We start from the raw sequence: 18,917 nt of genomic DNA on the forward strand, positions 1-18,917 counted from the left end.
TGTGATCTCAAACCGTACTGACGCGGGGCGGGCGCTGCTGGTAGCGTCGGCCGCATGAACGCGTACTCGTACTCCTGGTGGTTCGCCGGCTAGGCGGACCCCTGAGCGAGACACGCGACCGGCCGCCTCGACGAGGCGGCCGTCGTCATGTTCACGGGTGCCTCAAGCGGGGCACCTGACCTGAAGGGGCATGAACATGACGACCTGGTCATCACTCATCGGCACGCTGCTCGACGGCGCGGCGCTGCCGTCCCGCGACGCCGCCTGGGCGATGCGGCAGATCATGACGGGCGCCGCGACCGACGCCCAGATCGCCGCGTTCGCCGTGGCACTGCGCGCCAAGGGTGAGACGGTTCCCGAGGTCTCCGGGCTGGCCGACGGCATGCTGGCGCACTCGACGGCGATCCGCGTGCCCGGCGACCCGGTGGACATCGTCGGCACGGGCGGCGACCGCGCCGGCACGGTGAACGTGTCGACGATGGCCGCCGTCGTCGCGGCCGCCGCCGGGGTGACCGTCGTCAAGCACGGCGGCCGGGCGTCGTCGTCGCAGACGGGCGCCGCCGACGTGCTGGAGGAGCTGGGCGTCGTGGTGGACCTGCCGCCCGCCGCCGTGGTGCGGACGGCCGAGGAGACGGGCATCACGTTCTGCTTCGCGCCCGCCTTCCACCCGGCGTTCCGGCACACGGCCGCCGCGCGCAGGGCGCTCGGCGTCCCGACCGTCTTCAACTACCTGGGGCCGCTGACCAACCCCGCCCTGCCGCCGTCGCAGGCCGTCGGCGTGTTCGACGAGCGCATGGCGCCGGTGATCGCCGGCGTGCTCGCCGAGCGGGGCTGCTCCTCGCTGGTGTTCCGCGGCGAGGACGGCCTCGACGAGCTCACCACCACCGGGCCGTCCACCGTCTGGCTGGTGCGGCGCGGCACGGTGAGCAGGACGACGCTCGACCCGCGTGACCTCGGCATCCCGCGCGCCCACCCCGACGCGCTGCAAGGCGGCGACAGGCGGCGCAACGCCGAGATCGCGCGGGCGGTGCTGGCGGGCGCCGAAGGGCCGGTGCGCGACATCGTCCTGCTCAACGCCGCCGCCGCGCTGGTCGCAGCGGGCGGCACGCCCGTGCAGGGCGACCTCGTACGCGAGCTGGGAGCCGCCTGCGAGCGCGCCGCCAAGGCGATCGACTCGGGGGCCGCCGCCGCCCTGCTGGAGCACTGGGCGACGACCACCCGCCGCCTCGCCGCCCGGCCTTAGGACGGGCGGGTCATCGACAGCACGTCCAGCGCCGCGTCGAGCTGCTCCTCGGTGATCGTGCCGTCGGCGACGTGGCCGCGCTCCACGACGACCTCGCGGATCGTCTTCCTCTCCTTCAGCGCCTGCTTGGCGATCCGCGCGGCCTCCTCGTAGCCGACGTACCTGTTGAGCGGCGTGACGATCGACGGCGACGACTCGGCGTACTCGCGCAGCCGCTCGGCGTTGGCCGTGATGCCGGCCACGCACCGGTCGGCCAGCAGCCGCGAGACGTTCGCCAGCAGCCTGATCGACTCCAGGATGTTGCGGGCGATGACGGGAAGCTGGACGTTCAGCTCGAAGTTGCCCGACGCGCCCGCGAACGTGATGGCCGCGTCGTTGCCGACGACCTGGGCCGCGACCATGGTGACGGCCTCGGGGATCACCGGGTTGACCTTGCCCGGCATGATCGACGAGCCCGGCTGCAGGTCGGGGAGGTTGATCTCGCCGAGGCCCGCCCGCGGCCCCGAGCCCATCCAGCGCAGATCGTTCGCGATCTTGTTGAGCGAGACCGCCACCACCTTGAGCTGGCCGGACAGCTCGACGACGGCGTCCTGGGTGCTCTGGGCCTCGAAGTGGTCGCGGGCCTCGGCGAACGGGATGCCGGTCGCCTCGCGCAGCTTCTCGACGGCGGCCGCGGCGAACCCGGGCGGCGTGTTGATGCCAGTGCCCACCGCCGTGCCGCCGAGGGGCAGCTCCAGCACCCGTTCGAGGGCGCCCGTCACCCTGGTCACCCCGTGCTCGACCTGCGTGGCGTAGCCGCCGAACTCCTGGCCGAGCGTCACCGGCGTGGCGTCCATGAGGTGGGTGCGCCCCGACTTCACCACCTGGGCGAACTCCACGGACTTCGCCCGCAGCGCCTCACCCAGGTGCCGCAGCGACGGCAGCAGGTGGTAGCTGACCTCGGTCGCCGCCGCCACCCGGATCGAGGTCGGGAAGACGTCGTTGGACGACTGCGACGCGTTGACGTGGTCGTTCGGGTGGACGGGGCGGCCCAGCCGCTCCTCCGCCAGCGTGGCGATCACCTCGTTGGCGTTCATGTTGGACGACGTGCCCGAGCCCGTCTGGAACACGTCGACGGGGAAGTGCGCGTCGTGCTCGTTCTCCGCGACGTCGGCGGCGGCCTGCGCGACGGCCTCGGCGAGGTCCTTGTCGAGCACGCCGAGTTCCCCGTTGACCTCGGCGGCGACCGCCTTGATCAGGCCCAGCGCGGCGATGTGGGACGGCTCCAGCGGCCGTCCCGACACCGGGAAGTTCTCCACCGCCCGCTGGGTCTGCGCGCGCCACCTCGCGCCCACCGGCACGCGGACCTCGCCCATCGAGTCATGTTCGATCCGGTACTCGCTCATGACTCCCAGTCTGGCTCACGCCCGGGAGATCAGCTCGACAGCAGCGCCACGATGAGGACGGCGATCACCACGGCCGCCGCGGCGGCGACCGCCATGAGCACGAGCATGCCGTTCCTGTTCCCTGACGGCCGCTGGTCGGGGCCGCCCGCGATGGCGAACAGCTCCGTGCCGAGGCCCTGCCCCTCACGCGGCTGCTGCTGCTGCTGGGGCTGCTGCTGCGGCGGCATCGCCTGCGGGGGCCCGGCCGGGCGCGGCGGCGCGGGAGGCTGCTGCGGGCCGGGACGCTGCTGGCCGGGCGGCACCGGGTAGACCTGCTGGCCGGGCGAGTTCTGCGGCCTCGGCGTCGGCACGCGCGTGGTGGCGATCGCCGACTCGTCCTCGGCCGGCCGCGGGGGCGCCCCCTGGTCGGGCCTGAACGCCCTGGGGCGGGCCACGCTGATCGTGCGGTCGGGGTCGAAGTCCTCGCCCGCCGGGGCGGGAGCCGGCGCGGAGGCCGGGGGAGCGTCGGCTGCGAAGGCCCCCGCGGCGGGCGCGCCCGTGCCGAACGCCTGCGCGGGCGGCACGCCGAAGGCCCCCGCCGCGGGAACGGGCGACCCGGCCTGCGGACCGCCGGGGAAGCCGGGCCCGTGCTCCTGCGAGCCGTACGGGCTGGGGGCCTGCGGCGCGAAGGCGTGCGGCGCGTTCGGGTACGGCGCGGCGGGACCCGGCGCCCCCGGCACGCCGGACGGCGCCTGGGGCGCCCCCTGCGGCCCGGAGCCGGGCTGCGGGCCGGGACCGGAGGGATTGGTCGGGGCGGCGGACGCGTCGGGCACAGCGGCCTCCTGAGCAGACAGAGCCTCGGCCGTGAGCGCCGGCATGTCGGTGGTCGGGGTGTCGGCGACCATGCGCAGCATGGTCTCCGCCTGGGCAGCGCTGAGCCGCTGCCGGTAGTCCTTGTTGAGCAGCCCGGTCAGCACCGGCCTGAGCTGCCCCGCCTGGGTGGGCGGGTCGGCGTTCTCGCTGAGCAGCGCCGCCAGCGTCTCGGCGATGGTGGCCCGCTCGTACGCGGGCCGCCCCTCGACCGCGAAGTACAGCGTCGCGCCGAGCGACCAGATGTCGGACTCGGGGCCGGTGTACTCGCCCCTGGCGCGCTCGGGCGCGGTGTAGCCGGGAGAGCCGATCACCATGCCCGTCCTGGTGAGCCGCGAGTCGCCCTCGGCCTTGGCGATGCCGAAGTCGGTCAGCACCACCCTGCCGTTCTCCGTGATGAGGACGTTGGCCGGCTTCACGTCGCGGTGGGTGATGCCCTGGGCGTGGGCGGCGCGCAGCGCGCCGAGGAGGTCGACGCCGATCTCGGCGACGAGGCGGGGCGGCAGCGGCCCCTCCTCCTCGATCACCTGCTCCAGCGAGCGGGCCTCGATGAGCTCCATGATGATCCACGGGCTGTCGCCCTCGATCATGACGTCGTGGATCGCGGCGACGGACGGGTGGTTGATCCGGGAGGCGATGCGGCCCTCACGCACCATGCGCTCGCGCAGCTCGGTCCGCTGCTCCCCGGTCAGACCGGGGTCCTGGCGGATCTCCTTGACCGCCACCTCGCGTCCGAGCGTGCGGTCACGGGCGCGCCACACGGTGCCCATGGTCCCCCGGCCGAGCGGTGCGATCAGCTCGTAGCGCCCCGCGAGCAGGCGTGTCTGCTGTTCCGGCATGAGAAGAAGATATCGATTCTCGCTTGGGAAGTGCTTTACCCTCGCTTGCGAAGTTCTCTTGGCCAGAACCGCCGAGGAAGGCACAACTTTATCACCGTGGCTTTGAAACGAGCATAAGCGGAGAGCGACGGACGCGCCTCGACGCGTTTCCTGTGCATGCCCTCACCAGGCCTTCTGTCCTGCCGCGGCAGGGGCGGCGACAGGGCGGCGGCCGTGGCCTCCGCCCGGTGCAGCCCCCGGTGGGCGGGCCTGCGCGTGAACGAGGGCGGCGTCATCATCGCCACCGGACGCACCGGCCTGCGCGGCGTCAGCGGCTCCTCGGCCGAGCCGCCCGCGGCCACCCTGGCCAGCATGAGCGACGCGCGTACCGAGTCGAGCCTGGTGTGCGGGTCGATCCTGAGGAGCGCGTCGAGCACGGGCGCGAGCGGGCCCGCCTTGGTCATCGGGATGGGTTCGCCGCTGGTGAGCGCGGCCAGCGCGGCGGCGGCCGTACGGCGGCCGTGCAGGCCCCTGCCCTCGACGGCGGTGTACAGGGTGGCCCCGAGCGACCACAGGTCGGCGGCCGGGCTGGCCTTGGAGCCGAGCACCCGCTCGGGCGCGATGTAGCCGGCCGAGCCGAGGACGATGCCCGCCTGCGTGATGGACACCTCGCCCTCCAGCGCGGCCAGGCCGAAGTCGGTGAGCACCGCGCGGTCCTCGGTCACCAGGACGTTGCTGGGCTTGACGTCGCGGTGCAGGATGCCCTTGGCGTGGACGGCGCGCAGCGCCCCGAGGATCTGCCGGCCGATCTCGGCCACCCTGCGCGGCGGCAGCGGCCCCTCCGCCTGGATGATCTGCTCCAGCGAACGGGCCCGCAGCAGCTCCATGACGATCCAGGGGCGGTCGTCCTCGGTGACGACGTCGAAGACGGTGATGACCGACGGGTGCGCCACCATCGCCGTGGCCCGGCCCTCGCGCTCGGTGCGGGCGCACAGCTCGGCCCGCAGCTCCTCGTCGAGGACGTTGGGCAGCCGCACCTCCTTGACGGCCACCTCGCGGTCGAGGAGTTCGTCATGTGCCCGCCAAACGGTGCCCATGCCGCCGCGTCCGACCGGTTCCACGAGCCGGTAGCGCGCGGCGAGAAGGTAACCGGAGGGCGCACGCATGCCAGGCAGCTTACCTATTTGTGTAAACCGACCAGTAGAGGCGGGGCCGATTAATTGTTGCGAACTTAAGTCAACCGGTCTGACTCGCCCCGTCAGGGCGGTAGGCCCGCAGCCCACGGGGATACCCGCCAGATCCAAGTCACCCGCAAGCCGCCGCCACGACGCTGGTGAACCCCCATGAGTCAAGAGGGCTGAAGGCTATGAAGAAACGATTGTCACTACTGAGTTCGGTCCTGGCGCTGTGCGCCGGGCTCGCCGTGGCCGCCCCCGCGCAGGCCGCGCAGGCCGCCACGGCGTCGGCGCAGGCCGCGCCCGTGAAGGTGGCGGTGGGCAAGGTCAAGGCCACGCCGCCGCGCCAGGACGTCGCCTGCCCGACCACCGTCGGCTTCTCCGCCGTCATCGCCGCCAAGGGCGACGGCGTGGTGCGCTACCGCTGGGTGCGCGGCGACGGCAGCAGAGGCGCGGTGAAGTCGATCCGCGTCCGCGGCGCGAAGAAGGTCGTCGTGAAGGACCGGCAGACGTTCCAGGAGAGCGTGTCAGGCTGGCAGGCGGTGCAGGTGATCGGGCGCAAGGGCCTGTCGGCCAAGGCGCGGTTCACCGTCTCCTGCCAGGGTCCCGTCGTCGTCTACGACGAGCGCCACCCGCTGCCCGCCTCCCACGGCGGCGGGTCGCGTCCGGTCGAGTCGGCCGCGTCCGTGACGGCCGACCCGCCGAGCTACGCCGGCGCCTGCCCGACCAGCGTCGGCTTCACCGGCGTCATCCAGGTCTCCCGCGTCCCCGCGCGGGTCGTCTACCAGTGGATCGACAGCGCCACCGGCGAGAGCGCGCCCGAGGTCGCCGAGTTCGGCCCGCGCGACGCCCGCACCCGTACCGTGACGCGGACGCTGCCCGTGTCGGCGAGCGGCACCGGATGGAAGGCCATCCACATCCTGAGCGGGAACGGCCACGACTCCGGCCGGGCCGCGTACGCGGTCACCTGCTCGCCGCAGACGCTCGTGACGGCGACCGCGGCCGTGGACCAGCCCTCCTACAACGGCGCCTGCCCGGTCACCCTGACGTTCACCGGCCGCGTCACGGTCAGCCGCGGCCCGGCGGACGTGGAGTACCGCTGGATCGACGACAAGGGCGGCAAGGGCCCCACGCAGAAGCTGCGGTTCCCTGACAAGCCGGGTCCCGCGTCGGTGACGCCGCTGCCGCTCCAGGTCACCGCCGACGCCAAGGGCCGGCGCGCGCTGGAGATCCTCTCGCCCGAACAAAAGATCGTCTGGGTGGACTACTCCGTCGCCTGCGCCAAGCCGGACGACACCAGGGTGGACATCAGCGGGCTCGAACCCGGCGACTACACCGGCGACTGCACCGGCGGCGTCGACTACTCGGCCATGGGCCGGGTCACCGTCCCCGCGGGCCCGGCCCGCGAGGTGCCGTGGACCTGGTACCTCGACGGCGTCGCCGCGGGCAACGGCGTCCTGCGCCTGCCGGCGAGCGACAAGGAACGCACGGCCGACGTGCAGGACTGGGAGGCCAAGCTCAGCGCGTCGGGCCCGCACACGCTGCAGCTCAAGGCCGGCACGGTCACGGTGAGCAAGTCCTTCACCCTGACCTGCAAGGGCGCCCCCGGCGGCGAGCCGAAGATCACGATCAATGGTCTGACGGCGCACCCGGCCTCGTACGTGGGACGCTGCCCCACCAACCCCATGATGTACGCCACTGCGGTCATCTCGAGCGACCGCGCCGCTTCGATCCGTTACCGCTGGGAGCTCGACGGGCAGCAGGTGGCGGTCTCCACGGTGGAGATCGGCGGCGGCGGCGGGTCGGTGTTGGTGGAGTCGGTCAAGTGGCAGCGGCTGGAGTCCAAGCTCGACGGAAAGGTCGCGCTGGTGGTCGAGAGCCACAACAAGCCCGTCGCGACCACGGGGTACAGCGTCACCTGCTCCAAGGTCCAGATCAAGGAGGTCGCCGCCGCCCCGGCGAACACCGAGTGCCCGAAGCAGGCGAACCTCAGCGCCACACTCGCCCTGACGGAGGGCGGCCGCACCTACGTCAACTTCCGCTGGTACGCGAAGGCCGCCGGCGAGACGACGTGGAAGCCGCTGCACGACTGGTGGGGAGCCCAGTTCGACAAGCCGGAGGAGCAGAAGGTGGGCTACACCTACCGGGTGGACTCCACGGCTGAGCACAGGGTGAAGTTCAAGCTGGTCCTCATGAACTGGGGCCTGGAGAAGGAGACCCAGCAGATCAGTCTCGGCTGCATCAACTAGACGGGATCGGGCGTGGCGGTGACGTCGCGCCCGATTTCCCGTTTTCGCAGGTCATGGCCGAATGTGTCCGTCGGCACACATAGATCGCGGATAAATGTGCATGATGCCTAGGAGGGGACTTACCGAGGCACGGCAGTCTGGCCGTCTGGAAACACGGGGGGCCGTCAGCGAGTTGTAAGGGTGTCGAAAGGCTGCGGGGGGATGGTCGAGGCACGAGAACCCCCGAAGCCACATCACCGACGACGAGACCACTGAGGACGTGATGAGGATGCGCCGCATTCAGGTTCGCCGCCGGCCGCGCAGGCCGGCCGCGGCCGTGCTGGATCTTCGCACGCCGTCGGGGCGACCGCTGCCCTACTGAAAGAGAACAGGAACCAGGAGCGCCGTCTGAGAGGTGCGCGATGTGCAGTCACACTCCCGCTTGTCCGAGTGCCGACTCTCCCGACCGTGAGCGGTCGCACGTGATCGCGGCCCACCCCGACCAGGGGTGGAGCCTGCTCTGCAACGGTGTCGTGCTGTTCGAGGACACCGGCCTGCTGCTGCCGGACGGCACGGTCGTCGCGCCGCACAGGGCCCCGGTCGCCGCCTGAGCGGCCCGTCGCGGGCCGTTCCGCGCCGGACGGCGAGGGCCGCCCGGCAACAGGCGTCAGGGGTGCGGCGCGCGTCCCGCGAGCCGGGTACGCGCGCTCAGCCCGCGGGCGCCGCCTACCGGCGGCCGATCGTCAGCACCGGCCCGGTGGTGTCGGTGAAGAAGTCGTTCCCCTTGTCGTCGACCACGACGAACGCGGGGAAGTCCTCGACCTCGATCCTCCAGACCGCCTCCATGCCCAGCTCGGGGTACTCCAGCACCTCGACCTTCTTGATGCAGTCCTGGGCCAGCCGGGCGGCGGGGCCGCCGATGGAGCCCAGGTAGAAGCCGCCGTGCTTCTGGCACGCCTCGGTCACCTGGCGGGACCTGTTGCCCTTCGCCAGCATGATCATGGAGCCGCCGGCGGCCTGGAACCGCTCCACGTACGAGTCCATGCGGCCGGCCGTGGTCGGGCCGAACGAGCCCGACGCGTAACCCTCGGGCGTCTTGGCCGGGCCCGCGTAGTAGACGGCGTGGTCCTTCAGGTACTGCGGCATCTCGCCGCCGGCGTCGAGCAGCTCGGCGATCTTGGCGTGGGCGATGTCGCGGGCCACGACGAGCGGGCCGGTCAGCGAGAGCCGCGTCTTGACCGGGTACTTCGTCAGCTCGGCCAGGATCTCCGGCATGGGCCGGTTGAGGTCGATCGCGACGACGTCGTCGGACAGGTGCTCGTCGGTGGTGTCCGGCAGGAAGCGGGCCGGGTCGGTCTCCAGCTTCTCCAGGAACACGCCCTCCGGCGTGATCTTGGCCAGCGCCTGCCGGTCGGCCGAGCAGGACACCGCGATGGCCACCGGGCAGGACGCGCCGTGCCTGGGCAGCCGGATGACGCGCACGTCGTGGCAGAAGTACTTGCCGCCGAACTGCGCGCCGATGCCCAGCTTCTGGGTCAGCTCGAAGACCTTGGCCTCCATCTCCAGGTCACGGAAGCCGTGGCCGGAGGGGGAGCCCTCGGTGGGGATCGAGTCGAGGTAGCGGGCGCTCGCGTACTTGGCGGTCTTCAGCGCGTACTCGGCGGACGTGCCGCCCACGACGATCGCCAGGTGGTACGGCGGGCAGGCCGCCGTGCCCAGCGAGCGGATCTTCTCCTCCAGGAAGGCCAGCAGGCGCTTCTCGTTGAGCACCGCCTTGGTCTCCTGGTAGAGGAACGACTTGTTGGCCGACCCGCCGCCCTTGGCCATGAACAGCAGCTTGTACTCGTCGGGGTGGCCGTGGGGGTCCTCGGCGTACAGCTCGATCTGGGCGGGCAGGTTGTTGCCCGTGTTCTTCTCCTCCCACATGGTGAGCGGCGCCATCTGGGAGTAGCGGAGGTTGAGCCTGGTGTAGGCGTCGTACACGCCGCGCGAGACGTGCTCGGCGTCGCGGCCGTCGGTGAGGACGTGCCTGCCGCGCTTGCCCATGACGATGGCGGTGCCGGTGTCCTGGCACATGGGCAGGACGCCGCCGGCCGAGATGGAGGCGTTCTTCAGCAGGTCGAGCGCCACGAACCGGTCGTTGCCGCTGGACTCGGGGTCATCGACGATCTTCCTGAGCTGGGCGAGGTGCGACGCCCGCAGGAAGTGGGAGATGTCGTGGATCGCCGTCTCGGTGAGCAGCCGCAGCGCCTCGGGGTCCACCTCCAGGAACGTACGCCCAGCCGCCTCGACCTTCCGCACCCCCTCCGACGTGATCAGCCGATACTCGGTCTCATCGGCGCCCAGCGGAAGCAGGTCGGTGTAGTCGAACTCGCCCATGTCCATCCTTTCGGTCCGACGCTAGATTACGCGCCGGCCGCCCCGCCCAGGTCCCGGCCTCCGGACAGCGCGGCGAGCGGCCTGCGCGGGGGCGCGGTGAGCCCGACGGCGATCCCGGCGATGACCAGCCCGGCGCCGGCCAGGTCGTACGCCGAGGGCGTGGCGACGCCGAGCACCAGGCCCGTCACGATGGCCCCGACGGGGATGAGCCCCGCGAACAGCCCGGCCCGTCCGGGGCCCAGCTTCGGCAGCGAGCTGTACCAGAGGAAGAACGCGACCACGGTCACGACGATCGCCAGGTAGGCGAAGCCCAGCGCCTCGGCCGCCGTCGGCCACCTGAGCACGCCCGCGCCGTCCTCGGCCAGGCCGGCCACCAGCAGCATGGGCACCGCCAGCGCCGTCGACCAGGCCGACACCCTGATCGCGCCCAGCTTCGGCAGCAGCGGCATGGCGAGCAGGGAGAAGCCGGCCTCGCCGGCGAGCGCCCCGAGCGCCCACAGCAGCCCCGCGGGGCCGCCGCTGCCGAGCCCGGTGGCAAGGGTGGCCCCGGCGACCACGACGGCGGCGCCGGCGAGCAGCCTGGGCGCGGGCCGCCCCCCGGCCAGCGCGAGCACCAGCGGCACGGTGCCGAGGACGGTCCCGACCAGCGCGGGCCCGGAAGCGCGCGTGGACTCGACGACGCAGACGTTGAAGACGACCAGGCCGAGCAGGGCGAGCCCGCCGAGGCAGAGCCACTCGCGCCCGGTCAGCCGGACGAACCGCAGCCCCATCGCCCGGGTGACGGCGAGCAGGACGGCCGAGGCGACGAGGTAGCGCACCGCCTGCCCGCCGTACACGGGGTAGTCGCCGACCAGGCCGGACACGGCGGCGAGCGTGCCGACGCAGAACATGGCGGCGGCGGCGCCCACGATTCCGTTTCTCATCATGGGTCAGGATGCTAGGAAGACAATGGTTCGCGTAAACAGTCCAATGGCACCTCGTAAGAATGGACCAATATGGCCGACCTGCATGTCCCCGTCGACCGGGCGAAGGGCGGGATCGCCGCGCAGATCGCCGGACGGCTGCGCGACGCCGTGCGCGACGGGCGGCTCGCGCCGGGCACCCGCCTGCCCGCCAGCCGCGACCTCGCCGCCGACCTGCAGGTGTCGCGGGGCGTGGTGGTGGAGGCGTACGAGCAGCTCGTGGCCGAGGGGTTCCTCGTGTCGCGGGTGGGCTCCGGCACCAGCGTGGCGCCGCTCGGCGCCCGTCCCGGCACGCGGCCGGGCGCGGGGGAGTCGCGGGAGGGCGGCGGGCCGTACTACGGGCACCGGGCCACCTCGCCCGACCTCGGGCTGTTCCCCAGGGAGCGGTGGCTGGCGGCCGTGCGGCACGTCCTGGCCACGGTGCCGTCCGACGCGCTCGACTACGGCGACCCGGGCGGGGTGCCCGAGCTGCGTGAGGAACTGGCGGGCTACCTGCGCCGGGTGCGCGCGGCCGACGTGCGCCCAGAGCAGGTCGTCGTCGTGGGCGGCGTGGCGCAGGGCCTCAGCCTGGTGCTGCACGCGCTCGCCCGGGGGTCCGCCGTGCGGCTGGCCGTCGAGGATCCCAGCAGCCGCCGTCAGCTCCCGCTGCTCAGGCGGGCGGGCGCGCGGGTGGTCCACGTCCCTGTGGACGGGGAGGGGCTGGTGGTGTCCGCGCTGCGGGCCGACGCCGCCCTGGTCACGCCCGCGCACCACTACCCGACGGGCGTGGTGCTCTCCCCGGCCAGGCGCGCGGCGCTGACCGCCTGGGCGGCCGAGGGCGGGCGGACGGTCCTGGAGGACGACTACGACGCCGAGTTCCGCTACGACCGCGACCCGGTCGGTTGCCTGCAGGGCCTGGCCCCCGACCGGGTGGTGCTGTGCGGCAGCGTCAGCAAGTCACTCGCCCCGGGGCTGCGGCTGGGCTGGGTGGTGGCGCCGCCGCACCTGGCGGAGGCGGTGCGCCGCGCCCGTGGCGAGCTCGACCTCGGCTCGCCCGTCGTCGAGCAGTACGCGCTCGCCCGCTTCCTCCGTACGGGCGGCTACGACAGGCACCTGCGCAGGATGCGCAGGGAGTACAGGCGGCGCAGGGACGCCCTGGTCGGGGCCCTGGCGGAGGTGCTGCCCGAGGTGGGGGTGCGCGGCATCGAGGCGGGCCTGCACGTGTACCTGGAGCTGCCGGAGAGCTGGGACGAGCGGCGCCTCGCCGCGGCGGCGCAGGAGGTCGGACTGTCGGCCGAGGCGGTGGGCCCGATGCGGACCGCGCCGGGGCCGCCGGCCGTCGTGGTCGGGTTCGCCAGGCTGCCCGCGCACCGCGCTTGGGAAGCCGTGCAAGGGGTAAAGGTCAGAATGTCAGGACAAAATGTTGACTGTGGGAGCGGGTCTCGCTAGAAAGAAGGCCCCCCATCCCGATAGGAGGCGCCCATGCGTGTGGGACTGCTGGGCCTGGGCCGGATCGGCGCGTTCCACGCGGCGACGCTGGCCGCGCATCCGCTGGTCGACGAGCTGATCGTCGCCGATCCCGTACGGACGTCGCCGCACGGCCGTCCGGGCGACCCCTTCGAGACGGACGCCGTGGTGATCGCCACCCCGACCAGCACGCACGCCGAGCTCATCGTCAAGGCCTGCGAGCTGGGCGTCCCGGCCTTCTGCGAGAAGCCCGTCGCGGGCACCGTGGCCGAGACCGTCAAGGTGCTGGAGTCCAGCAGGGGCAACCGGGTGCGCATCGGCTTCCAGCGCAGGTTCGACCCCGGGTACGTGGCCGCCGCCGCCGCGCTGCGCGCCGGCGAGCTGGGCGAGCTGCACCGCGTGCACCTGGTCACGGCCGACCCCGCGCCGCCGCCCGCCGGTTACGTCCCGCTGTCGGGCGGCATCTTCCGCGACTGCCACATCCACGACTTCGACATCCTGCGCTGGGTGACCGGCCGCGAGGTCGTCTCCGTGTACGCGACCGGCGCGAACCGAGGCGAGGACTTCTTCCGCGAGGCGGGCGACGTCGACACCAGCGCCGCGCTGCTCACCCTCGACGACGGCACCCTCGCCACCCTGCAGGGCTCCCGCTACAACGGCGCCGGCTACGACGTCCGCATGGAGCTGGCGGGAACCCTGCGCACCCAGGCGGTCGGGCTCGGCCCGCGCACCCCCCTGCGCTCGGTGGAGGGCCTGCCCGCGCCGGACGATCCGTGGCCCGACTTCGTCGCCCGCTTCCAGGAGGCGTACGTCAACGAGATCGATGCCTTCCTGCGCGGCGACGACGACCTCGGCTCCATCGAGGACGCGCTGGAGGCCCTGTACGTGGCCGAGGCGGCCGACCTGTCGCGCCGTGAGGGCCGTCCCGTCGAGGTCGCGGAGGTGCGGCTGTGAAGCTGGCCGGAGCCCCCATCTCGTGGGGCGTGTGCGAGGTGCCGGGCTGGGGCCACCAGCTCGACCCGGAGCGGGTGCTGTCGGAGATGCGCGAGCTGGGGCTCACGGCCACCGAGCTGGGCCCCGACGGCTATCTGACGCCGGGGTTGATCGGGCGGCACGGGCTGCGCCTGGTGGGCGCGTTCGTGCCCGTGGTGCTGCACGACCCCCGCCACGACCCGCTCGCCGGCCTGCTCGACGACCTGCCCGGCGAGGGCACGCTCGTGCTGGCGGCGGCGACGGGGAGCGACGGCTACGACGCCCGGCCCGAGCTGGACGACGCCGGGTGGGCGACGCTGCTGTCCAACCTCGACAGGATCGCCGCCGCGCTGGGCCCGCGCGCCTGCCTGCACCCGCACGTCGGCACCATGGTCGAGAGGCGGGACGAGGTCGAGCGCGTGCTGCGGGGCAGCTCCGTCCCGCTCTGCCTGGACACCGGCCACCTGCTGATCGGCGGCACCGACCCGGCCGACCTGGTCAGGTCCGACCCGTCGCGCGTCGCGCACGTCCATCTGAAGGACGTCGACGCCGCCCTGGCGGCCAGGGTCTCCTCGGGCGAGCTGACGTACACGGAGGCGGTGCGCGCGGGCGTGTACCGGCCGCTCGGCCAGGGCGACGTGGACATCGCGGGCATCGTCACCGGCCTGGCCGGGAGCGGCTACGACGGCTGGTTCGTCATGGAGCAGGACGTCATCCTGTCCGGCCCGGACGAGCGTCCCGTCGAGAACGTCCGGCAGAGCATCGCCTACCTGGACGAGGTGCTGGCGGCCCGCTGAACGGCCGTCAGGCGGGGGCGGCGGCCCGCCGGGGCTGGAAGCCCGGCGCGAGCACGATGATCGCGGCGGCGAGCAGCAGCGGCGCGCCGAACGCCAGGCGCATGCCGGCGGCTTCGCCGAGGCCGCCCACCAGGGCCGCGCCGACCACGAACCCGACGTAGTTGAAGAGGTTCACCCGGGCTATGGCCACGCCGGTCCCGGCCGGGTCGAGCCTGCCCGCCGCCGAGAACGACTGCGGGGCCACCACCGACAGGCCGACGCCGGTCAGCCCGAACGCGACCACCGCGAGCGGCTGGTTCGGCGCCAGGACCACGCCGAGGAAGCCCAGCGTGGCCAGGGCGCCGCCGATCCTGACGATCGCGGCGGGGCCGTACCTGCGCACCGCCAGGTCGCCGCCGAGCCTGACGGCCAGGGTCGCCGCCTGGTAGGCGAAGTACGCGAGCGGGATCACGTGGGCGCTCGCCTCGACGACGTCGCGCATGTAGACGCTGTTGAAGTTCGAGACGGCGGCGTCGCCGACGTACAGGAAGGCCATCGCCAGGCAGAGCGGGATGATGGGCCGCCACGGCAGGCCGCCCGAGGGGCTCTCGGCGGCGGTGGTCCCCGCCTTCTCCTCGTCGGCGGTGCACAGGCGCGGGCCGGCGTACAGGGAGCCGGCGACGGCCAGCACCATCGGGGCGGCCATGACGACCTGCAGGGGCAGCCCGGCGGCGGCCGACGCCCACAGCGCCCCCGCCGCGCCGAGCACGCTCCACACGCAGTGGAAGCCGTTCAGCACCTCCATGCCGTAGCGCCGTTCGACCGCCACGCCCTGCATGTTCATCCCCGCGTCCACCGCTCCGACGGCCAGCCCGAACACCAGCAGGGCGGGGATCAGCAGCGGCACGTCGGGGGCGGCGCCCGCGGCGGCGACGCAGACGGCCACGACGGGCTGGGCGACGCGCAGCAGCGCCTTGCTGCCGAGCCGGGCGGCGAGCGCGCCGGCGGCGATGCTGCCGACGCCGGCGAAGACCGGCACGATCAGCAGGAGGACGGTGATGGCCCCCTCGCTGAGTCCGTGCTTGCTCTGCAGGCTCGCCACCTGGATGAGCAGCGTGGCGAAGGAGAGGCCTTGCACGCCGTAGACGACGTACGTGGCGGCGCGGGTCTGGCGGTCACGGGGGGACGGCACGGCGGCCTCCTGATCGGGGGGAGAAACATGAGGCGGAGTCAGGTTAACGGCTGGTCAGGTACCTGCGCCAGCACGAGACGCGGCCCACCCCCCGAGATAGGGTGCCGGGCGTGGGACAGGGTTACGCGACGGGCGCGGCACGCAGGGAACGCATCCTGGCCGTGGCGCTCCTGGAGTTCGCCGAGCACGGCTACCGAGGCTCCTCACTCGCCCGCGTCGCCGAGCGCGCCGGGCTGTCGCAGGCCGGGCTGCTGCACCACTTCAGGAGCAAGGAACGCCTGCTCGTCGCCGTGCTCGACTACCGCGACGCCATGGACGTGCGCCGCTTCGACCTGGAGCAGGCCGGCGGCGCCCAGGCCCTCCGCGCCCTGGCCGCCGTGGTCGAGCACAACTCCCGCGTGCCCGGCCTGGTGCAGTTGTTCTCCGTCATCAGCGGTGAGGCCGTCACGCCAGGACACCCCGGCCACGAGTGGGCCAGGGAACGCTACCGCCGCCTGCGCGCCCAGGTCGCCGCCGCGCTGCGCGCCGGCGTCGAGCGCGGCGACTTCCGCCCGGGACTCGACGCCGAGGCCCACGCGGAACGCCTGATCGCGATGATGGACGGTCTACAGACGCAGTGGCTGATCGACCCGGACCGGGTCGACATGGCCGCCGTCTTCCGCGGCTACGTCGAGGACCTCATCGCTGCCCTGCGGCCCTAGCCCGGCCGCGCCCCACACGCCGAGCGCCAGCAGCGCCGCCACCTCCGTGACCGCGAGCCCCCGCTCCACCAGGCCGAGCGGCACGACCCGGTACCACGGCAGGCCGCTGTCCGCCCCCACCAGCACCGCCGTGACGATGCCCGCCACCCACGCCGCCGAGCAGACGCCGAGCGCGAACGCCACCGTGGCCGACCGCCGCCGCCCCGGCCGGCGCCCCCGCCAGGGCGCGGAGATGATCAGTACGGCGAGCGGCAGGCACAGGAACGCGACCAGGCTGCCCGCCCGGTGGATGTTCCCGCTCAGGCTCGGCCCCACCGACCAGTCGTGCTTGTGGAAGACGGCCGTCATCAGCAGCCCGACGCTCCACCCCGTCAGCGCCACCAGGCCGGCCACCCCGGCCAGCCGCTTGCGCGCCAGCGAGACCCCGATGGCCGCCGACCCCACGGCCAGCAGCGCCACGCCCACCGTGAAGATCCATCCGCCGGGGCCGAGGCCGTGCTCGCTGATGGTGCGCCGCAACAGGTTCATCTCGCCGAGGCTCGCCACCTCCAGCCCCACGATCACCGCCACGCCCGCGCCCGCCGCGCCGAGCCCCCACCGTGCCGGACGATGCACGCCCACCTCCCTTTTCCGGACCAACGGCGGGCGACCCCGCGCGGATTCCGATCGCCGGGTCTCGCCCGGTCACCGCCACGCCGAGGCGAACGAGGGACGGGCCGAGGAGATCCCCGCACTGGTCGGCGGAATCCGGTGAACGTCCGGAATCTGCGGCGAGCGCGCACGGCGACCGGCGGATATCGTCGGAAGTGTGAACGAAAGCGCGGGATCCTGGTTGCCGAAGCTGCAGGAGGTCGGGGAGCGCCTGGCCGAGGAGTGGGCGTCGGCGCGCCGCTCTCCCGCGTCCGGCGACCTGCCGCAGCCCCACGAGCTGCGCGCGTCCGACGCCGACCGCGAGCGCATCGCCCAGGTGCTGCAGGACGCGCACGCCGACGGCCGGCTCGACCTGGCCGAGCTGGAGGAGCGGCTCGACCTGCTCTACCAGGCGCGCACGCTCGGCCAGCTCGCCGTGCTCACCGCCGACCTCCTGCCGGAGGAGGAGCAGCCGCTCAACCTCGACGGCAGCCCCGTCGCCGCCTTCTTCAAGCAGCGCCAGCGCGGCGGACGCTGGGTCGTGCCCGCCGAGCTCGGCGTCACCGCCATGTTCGGCACCACCACCCTCGACCTGCGCGACGCGATCCTGCAGAACCGGCGCGTCGTCATCAACGCCACGCTCGTCTTCGGCGCGCTGGAGATCCACGTCCCCGAGGGGCTGGAGGTCGTCCGCGTGGCCAAGGACAGGACCGTCCGCCTCACCAAGCAGCCCACCGAGCCCGACGCGCCGGTGGTCGAGGTGCGCACCACGAACTTCGCCGGCGAGGTCAAGGTCAAGGAGCCGCCCCGCCGCAAGCGCCGCCGCCGCTGACGGCCCGAGCCTGCGGGCCGCCGCCGCTGACGGCCCGAGCCTGTGGGGGGCCGCCGCTGACGGCCCCGGACCGCCGTCCCGGGCGGCCCCGGCCCCGCGGGCCGGGGCGGCGCGTCAGCCCGCGGTGTCGAAGTTGATCGCGCTGTACGCGCGCAGCTTCCAGAGCTGGTGCTCGCTCTCGACCTTCCTGATCGTCCCGGACCTGCCGCGCATGACCAGCGAGTGCGTCACCGCCACGCCCGACCTGAACTGCACGCCCCGCATCAGCTCGCCCTGCGTGATGCCCGTCGCCGCGAAGAACACGTCGTCGGAGCGCACCAGGTCGTTCGTCGTCAGCACCCGGTCGAGGTCGTGGCCCGCCGCGATCGCCCTCTCCCGCTCGGCCTCGTCACGCGGCCACAGCTTGCCCTGGATGACGCCCCCCAGGCACTTGAGCGCGCACGCCGCCACGATGCCCTCCGGCGTGCCGCCGATGCCCATCATGAGGTCGATGCCCGTGCCCGCACGGGCCGCCATGATCGCGCCGGCCACGTCGCCGTCCGTGATGAACTTGATCCGCGCGCCGGTCTCCCTGATCTCCTTGACCAGCCGCTCGTGCCTGGGCCGGTCCAGCACGACCACCGTCACGTCCGAGGCCGAGCAGTGCTTGGCCCTCGCCACCGCCTGGATGTTGGCCGCCACCGGGGCGTCGATGTCCACCGCGTCGGCCGCCTCCGGGCCGGTCACCAGCTTCTCCATGTAGAACACCGCGGACGGGTCGTACATCGAGCCGCGCTCGCTCACCGCGATCACCGACACCGCGTCAGGCATGCCCATGGCGGTCAGCCTGGTGCCGTCGATCGGGTCCACGGCCACGTCGCAGTCGGGGCCGCTGCCGTCGCCCACCTGCTCGCCGTTGAACAGCATCGGCGCGTGGTCCTTCTCGCCCTCGCCGATCACCACCACGCCGTTCATCGACACGGTGTTGATGAGCTGGCGCATCGCGTTCACCGCGGCGCCGTCGGCGCCGTTCTTGTCACCCCTGCCGACCCAGCGGGCCGCCGCCATGGCGGCCGCCTCGGTGACGCGTACGAGCTCCATCGCCAGGTTGCGGTCAGGGGCGTGCTCGCCGGTGGCGAGCGGCGCAGGAACCGAGGTCTGATCGGACATATGAGCGGGCCTCCTCGTGGGACAACTACCCCGATCGTAGTTGTCCTCCTCTTCCCGCTCCGAGAGGGATAATCTGCCCTCCCCGGCTCGCTGCTCCGCCCGGTCGGGCCGTTCCCCCCGGCGAGGCGGAGACGCGTCTGTAAGCTTCGTCCGTACGGGCGGCCGGGGACCGTGGAGGAG

The 18,917-nt window shown here is 73.1% G+C and carries 16 protein-coding genes; 8 read left to right on the forward strand and 8 right to left on the reverse strand.

Going from position 1 to position 18,917, the window contains the following annotated elements; genetic code table 11:
- Positions 1-190: 190 nt before the first annotated feature.
- A complete protein-coding gene (gene trpD / locus BMX74_RS02275; protein ID WP_055508247.1) occupies positions 191-1,243 on the forward strand; it encodes an anthranilate phosphoribosyltransferase in 1,053 nt (350 codons plus the stop codon).
- Here trpD and BMX74_RS02280 read toward each other — a convergent pair.
- Genes BMX74_RS02280 through BMX74_RS02290 form a run of 3 tightly spaced genes read right to left on the reverse strand, consistent with a single transcriptional unit; the run spans position 1,240 to position 5,461 of the window.
- Positions 1,240-2,628, reverse strand: a complete 1,389-nt coding sequence (locus tag BMX74_RS02280; RefSeq protein ID WP_091097860.1) for a class II fumarate hydratase — start codon at positions 2,626-2,628, stop codon at positions 1,240-1,242. The two genes, trpD and BMX74_RS02280, sit on opposite strands and share 4 nt — an antisense overlap.
- A gap of 29 nt (positions 2,629-2,657) precedes the next feature.
- Positions 2,658-4,316 carry a serine/threonine-protein kinase gene (locus BMX74_RS02285; protein ID WP_091097861.1) on the reverse strand — a complete coding sequence of 553 codons (1,659 nt, stop codon included), beginning with the start codon at positions 4,314-4,316 and terminating at the stop codon, positions 2,658-2,660.
- Between the two features lie 35 nt (positions 4,317-4,351).
- Positions 4,352-5,461, reverse strand: coding sequence for a serine/threonine-protein kinase (locus BMX74_RS02290; protein WP_055508254.1), 1,110 nt, complete (start codon positions 5,459-5,461; stop codon positions 4,352-4,354).
- A gap of 212 nt (positions 5,462-5,673) precedes the next feature.
- Here BMX74_RS02290 and BMX74_RS02295 point away from each other — a divergent pair, with 212 nt between their 5' ends.
- Positions 5,674-7,719 carry a hypothetical protein gene (locus BMX74_RS02295; RefSeq protein WP_091097864.1) on the forward strand — a complete coding sequence of 682 codons (2,046 nt, stop codon included), beginning with the start codon at positions 5,674-5,676 and terminating at the stop codon, positions 7,717-7,719.
- Between the two features lie 401 nt (positions 7,720-8,120).
- Positions 8,121-8,309: a DUF5999 family protein gene (locus tag BMX74_RS02300; RefSeq protein ID WP_055508258.1), complete on the forward strand. Its 189-nt coding sequence runs from the start codon at positions 8,121-8,123 to the stop codon at positions 8,307-8,309.
- Between the two features lie 115 nt (positions 8,310-8,424).
- On the opposite strand, the gene BMX74_RS02305 is transcribed toward BMX74_RS02300, so the two are convergent.
- Positions 8,425-10,077 (reverse strand): fumarate hydratase, encoded by a 1,653-nt coding sequence (locus BMX74_RS02305; protein ID WP_055508261.1) that lies wholly within the window; start codon positions 10,075-10,077, stop codon positions 8,425-8,427.
- 26 nt (positions 10,078-10,103) lie between these two features.
- Positions 10,104-11,003 carry a DMT family transporter gene (locus tag BMX74_RS02310; RefSeq protein WP_256256738.1) on the reverse strand — a complete coding sequence of 300 codons (900 nt, stop codon included), beginning with the start codon at positions 11,001-11,003 and terminating at the stop codon, positions 10,104-10,106.
- A 69-nt stretch (positions 11,004-11,072) separates the two neighbouring features.
- On the opposite strand from BMX74_RS02310, the gene pdxR reads away from it, so the two are divergent.
- From pdxR to BMX74_RS02325, 3 genes are read left to right on the forward strand one after another with little or no spacing between them, the layout of a single operon-like run.
- The gene (gene pdxR / locus BMX74_RS02315) at positions 11,073-12,467 is read left to right on the forward strand and encodes a MocR-like pyridoxine biosynthesis transcription factor PdxR (RefSeq protein WP_091097869.1); all 1,395 of its coding nucleotides are present in this window, start codon (positions 11,073-11,075) and stop codon (positions 12,465-12,467) included.
- A 33-nt stretch (positions 12,468-12,500) separates the two neighbouring features.
- Positions 12,501-13,439: a Gfo/Idh/MocA family protein gene (locus tag BMX74_RS02320; RefSeq protein ID WP_091097872.1), complete on the forward strand. Its 939-nt coding sequence runs from the start codon at positions 12,501-12,503 to the stop codon at positions 13,437-13,439.
- Positions 13,436-14,254: a TIM barrel protein gene (locus BMX74_RS02325; RefSeq protein WP_218153845.1), complete on the forward strand. Its 819-nt coding sequence runs from the start codon at positions 13,436-13,438 to the stop codon at positions 14,252-14,254. Before BMX74_RS02320 ends, BMX74_RS02325 begins: the two co-directional genes overlap by 4 nt.
- A 7-nt stretch (positions 14,255-14,261) precedes the next feature.
- On the opposite strand, the gene BMX74_RS02330 is transcribed toward BMX74_RS02325, so the two are convergent.
- Positions 14,262-15,425: an MFS transporter gene (locus BMX74_RS02330; protein ID WP_091097874.1), complete on the reverse strand. Its 1,164-nt coding sequence runs from the start codon at positions 15,423-15,425 to the stop codon at positions 14,262-14,264.
- Positions 15,426-15,535: 110 nt separating this feature from the next.
- Between BMX74_RS02330 and BMX74_RS02335 the strand changes: the two genes are divergently transcribed.
- Positions 15,536-16,126, forward strand: a complete 591-nt coding sequence (locus BMX74_RS02335) for a TetR/AcrR family transcriptional regulator (RefSeq protein ID WP_256256739.1) — start codon at positions 15,536-15,538, stop codon at positions 16,124-16,126.
- Here the strand turns inward: BMX74_RS02335 and BMX74_RS02340 are convergent.
- Entirely contained in the window at positions 16,031-16,741 is a 711-nt protein-coding gene (locus tag BMX74_RS02340) for a DUF998 domain-containing protein (RefSeq protein ID WP_091098086.1), read from the reverse strand. The genes BMX74_RS02335 and BMX74_RS02340 overlap by 96 nt on opposite strands.
- 193 nt (positions 16,742-16,934) lie before the next feature.
- On the opposite strand from BMX74_RS02340, the gene BMX74_RS02345 reads away from it, so the two are divergent.
- Positions 16,935-17,588 carry a DUF1707 SHOCT-like domain-containing protein gene (locus BMX74_RS02345; protein ID WP_143078528.1) on the forward strand — a complete coding sequence of 218 codons (654 nt, stop codon included), beginning with the start codon at positions 16,935-16,937 and terminating at the stop codon, positions 17,586-17,588.
- A gap of 114 nt (positions 17,589-17,702) precedes the next feature.
- On the opposite strand, the gene glpX is transcribed toward BMX74_RS02345, so the two are convergent.
- The gene (gene glpX / locus BMX74_RS02350; RefSeq protein WP_055508278.1) at positions 17,703-18,737 is read right to left on the reverse strand and encodes a class II fructose-bisphosphatase; all 1,035 of its coding nucleotides are present in this window, start codon (positions 18,735-18,737) and stop codon (positions 17,703-17,705) included.
- Between the last annotated feature and the right edge of the window lie 180 nt (positions 18,738-18,917).

The sequence above is a fragment of the Nonomuraea pusilla genome, from assembly GCF_900109355.1.
Taxonomy (GTDB): Bacteria; Actinomycetota; Actinomycetes; order Streptosporangiales; family Streptosporangiaceae; genus Nonomuraea; species Nonomuraea pusilla.

What these genes read in the sequence shown, in the direction of transcription:
- trpD (WP_055508247.1), top strand. Translation starts at nt 191, where the DNA reads ATGAACATGACGACCTGGTCATCACTCATCGGCACGCTGCTCGACGGC.
- glpX (WP_055508278.1), bottom strand. Translation starts at nt 18,737, where the DNA reads ATGTCCGATCAGACCTCGGTTCCTGCGCCGCTCGCCACCGGCGAGCAC.
- BMX74_RS02310 (WP_256256738.1), bottom strand. Translation starts at nt 11,003, where the DNA reads ATGATGAGAAACGGAATCGTGGGCGCCGCCGCCGCCATGTTCTGCGTC.
- BMX74_RS02320 (WP_091097872.1), top strand. Translation starts at nt 12,501, where the DNA reads ATGCGTGTGGGACTGCTGGGCCTGGGCCGGATCGGCGCGTTCCACGCG.
- BMX74_RS02280 (WP_091097860.1), bottom strand. Translation starts at nt 2,628, where the DNA reads ATGAGCGAGTACCGGATCGAACATGACTCGATGGGCGAGGTCCGCGTG.
- BMX74_RS02305 (WP_055508261.1), bottom strand. Translation starts at nt 10,077, where the DNA reads ATGGGCGAGTTCGACTACACCGACCTGCTTCCGCTGGGCGCCGATGAG.
- BMX74_RS02285 (WP_091097861.1), bottom strand. Translation starts at nt 4,316, where the DNA reads ATGCCGGAACAGCAGACACGCCTGCTCGCGGGGCGCTACGAGCTGATC.
- BMX74_RS02300 (WP_055508258.1), top strand. Translation starts at nt 8,121, where the DNA reads ATGTGCAGTCACACTCCCGCTTGTCCGAGTGCCGACTCTCCCGACCGT.
- pdxR (WP_091097869.1), top strand. Translation starts at nt 11,073, where the DNA reads ATGGCCGACCTGCATGTCCCCGTCGACCGGGCGAAGGGCGGGATCGCC.
- BMX74_RS02290 (WP_055508254.1), bottom strand. Translation starts at nt 5,461, where the DNA reads ATGCGTGCGCCCTCCGGTTACCTTCTCGCCGCGCGCTACCGGCTCGTG.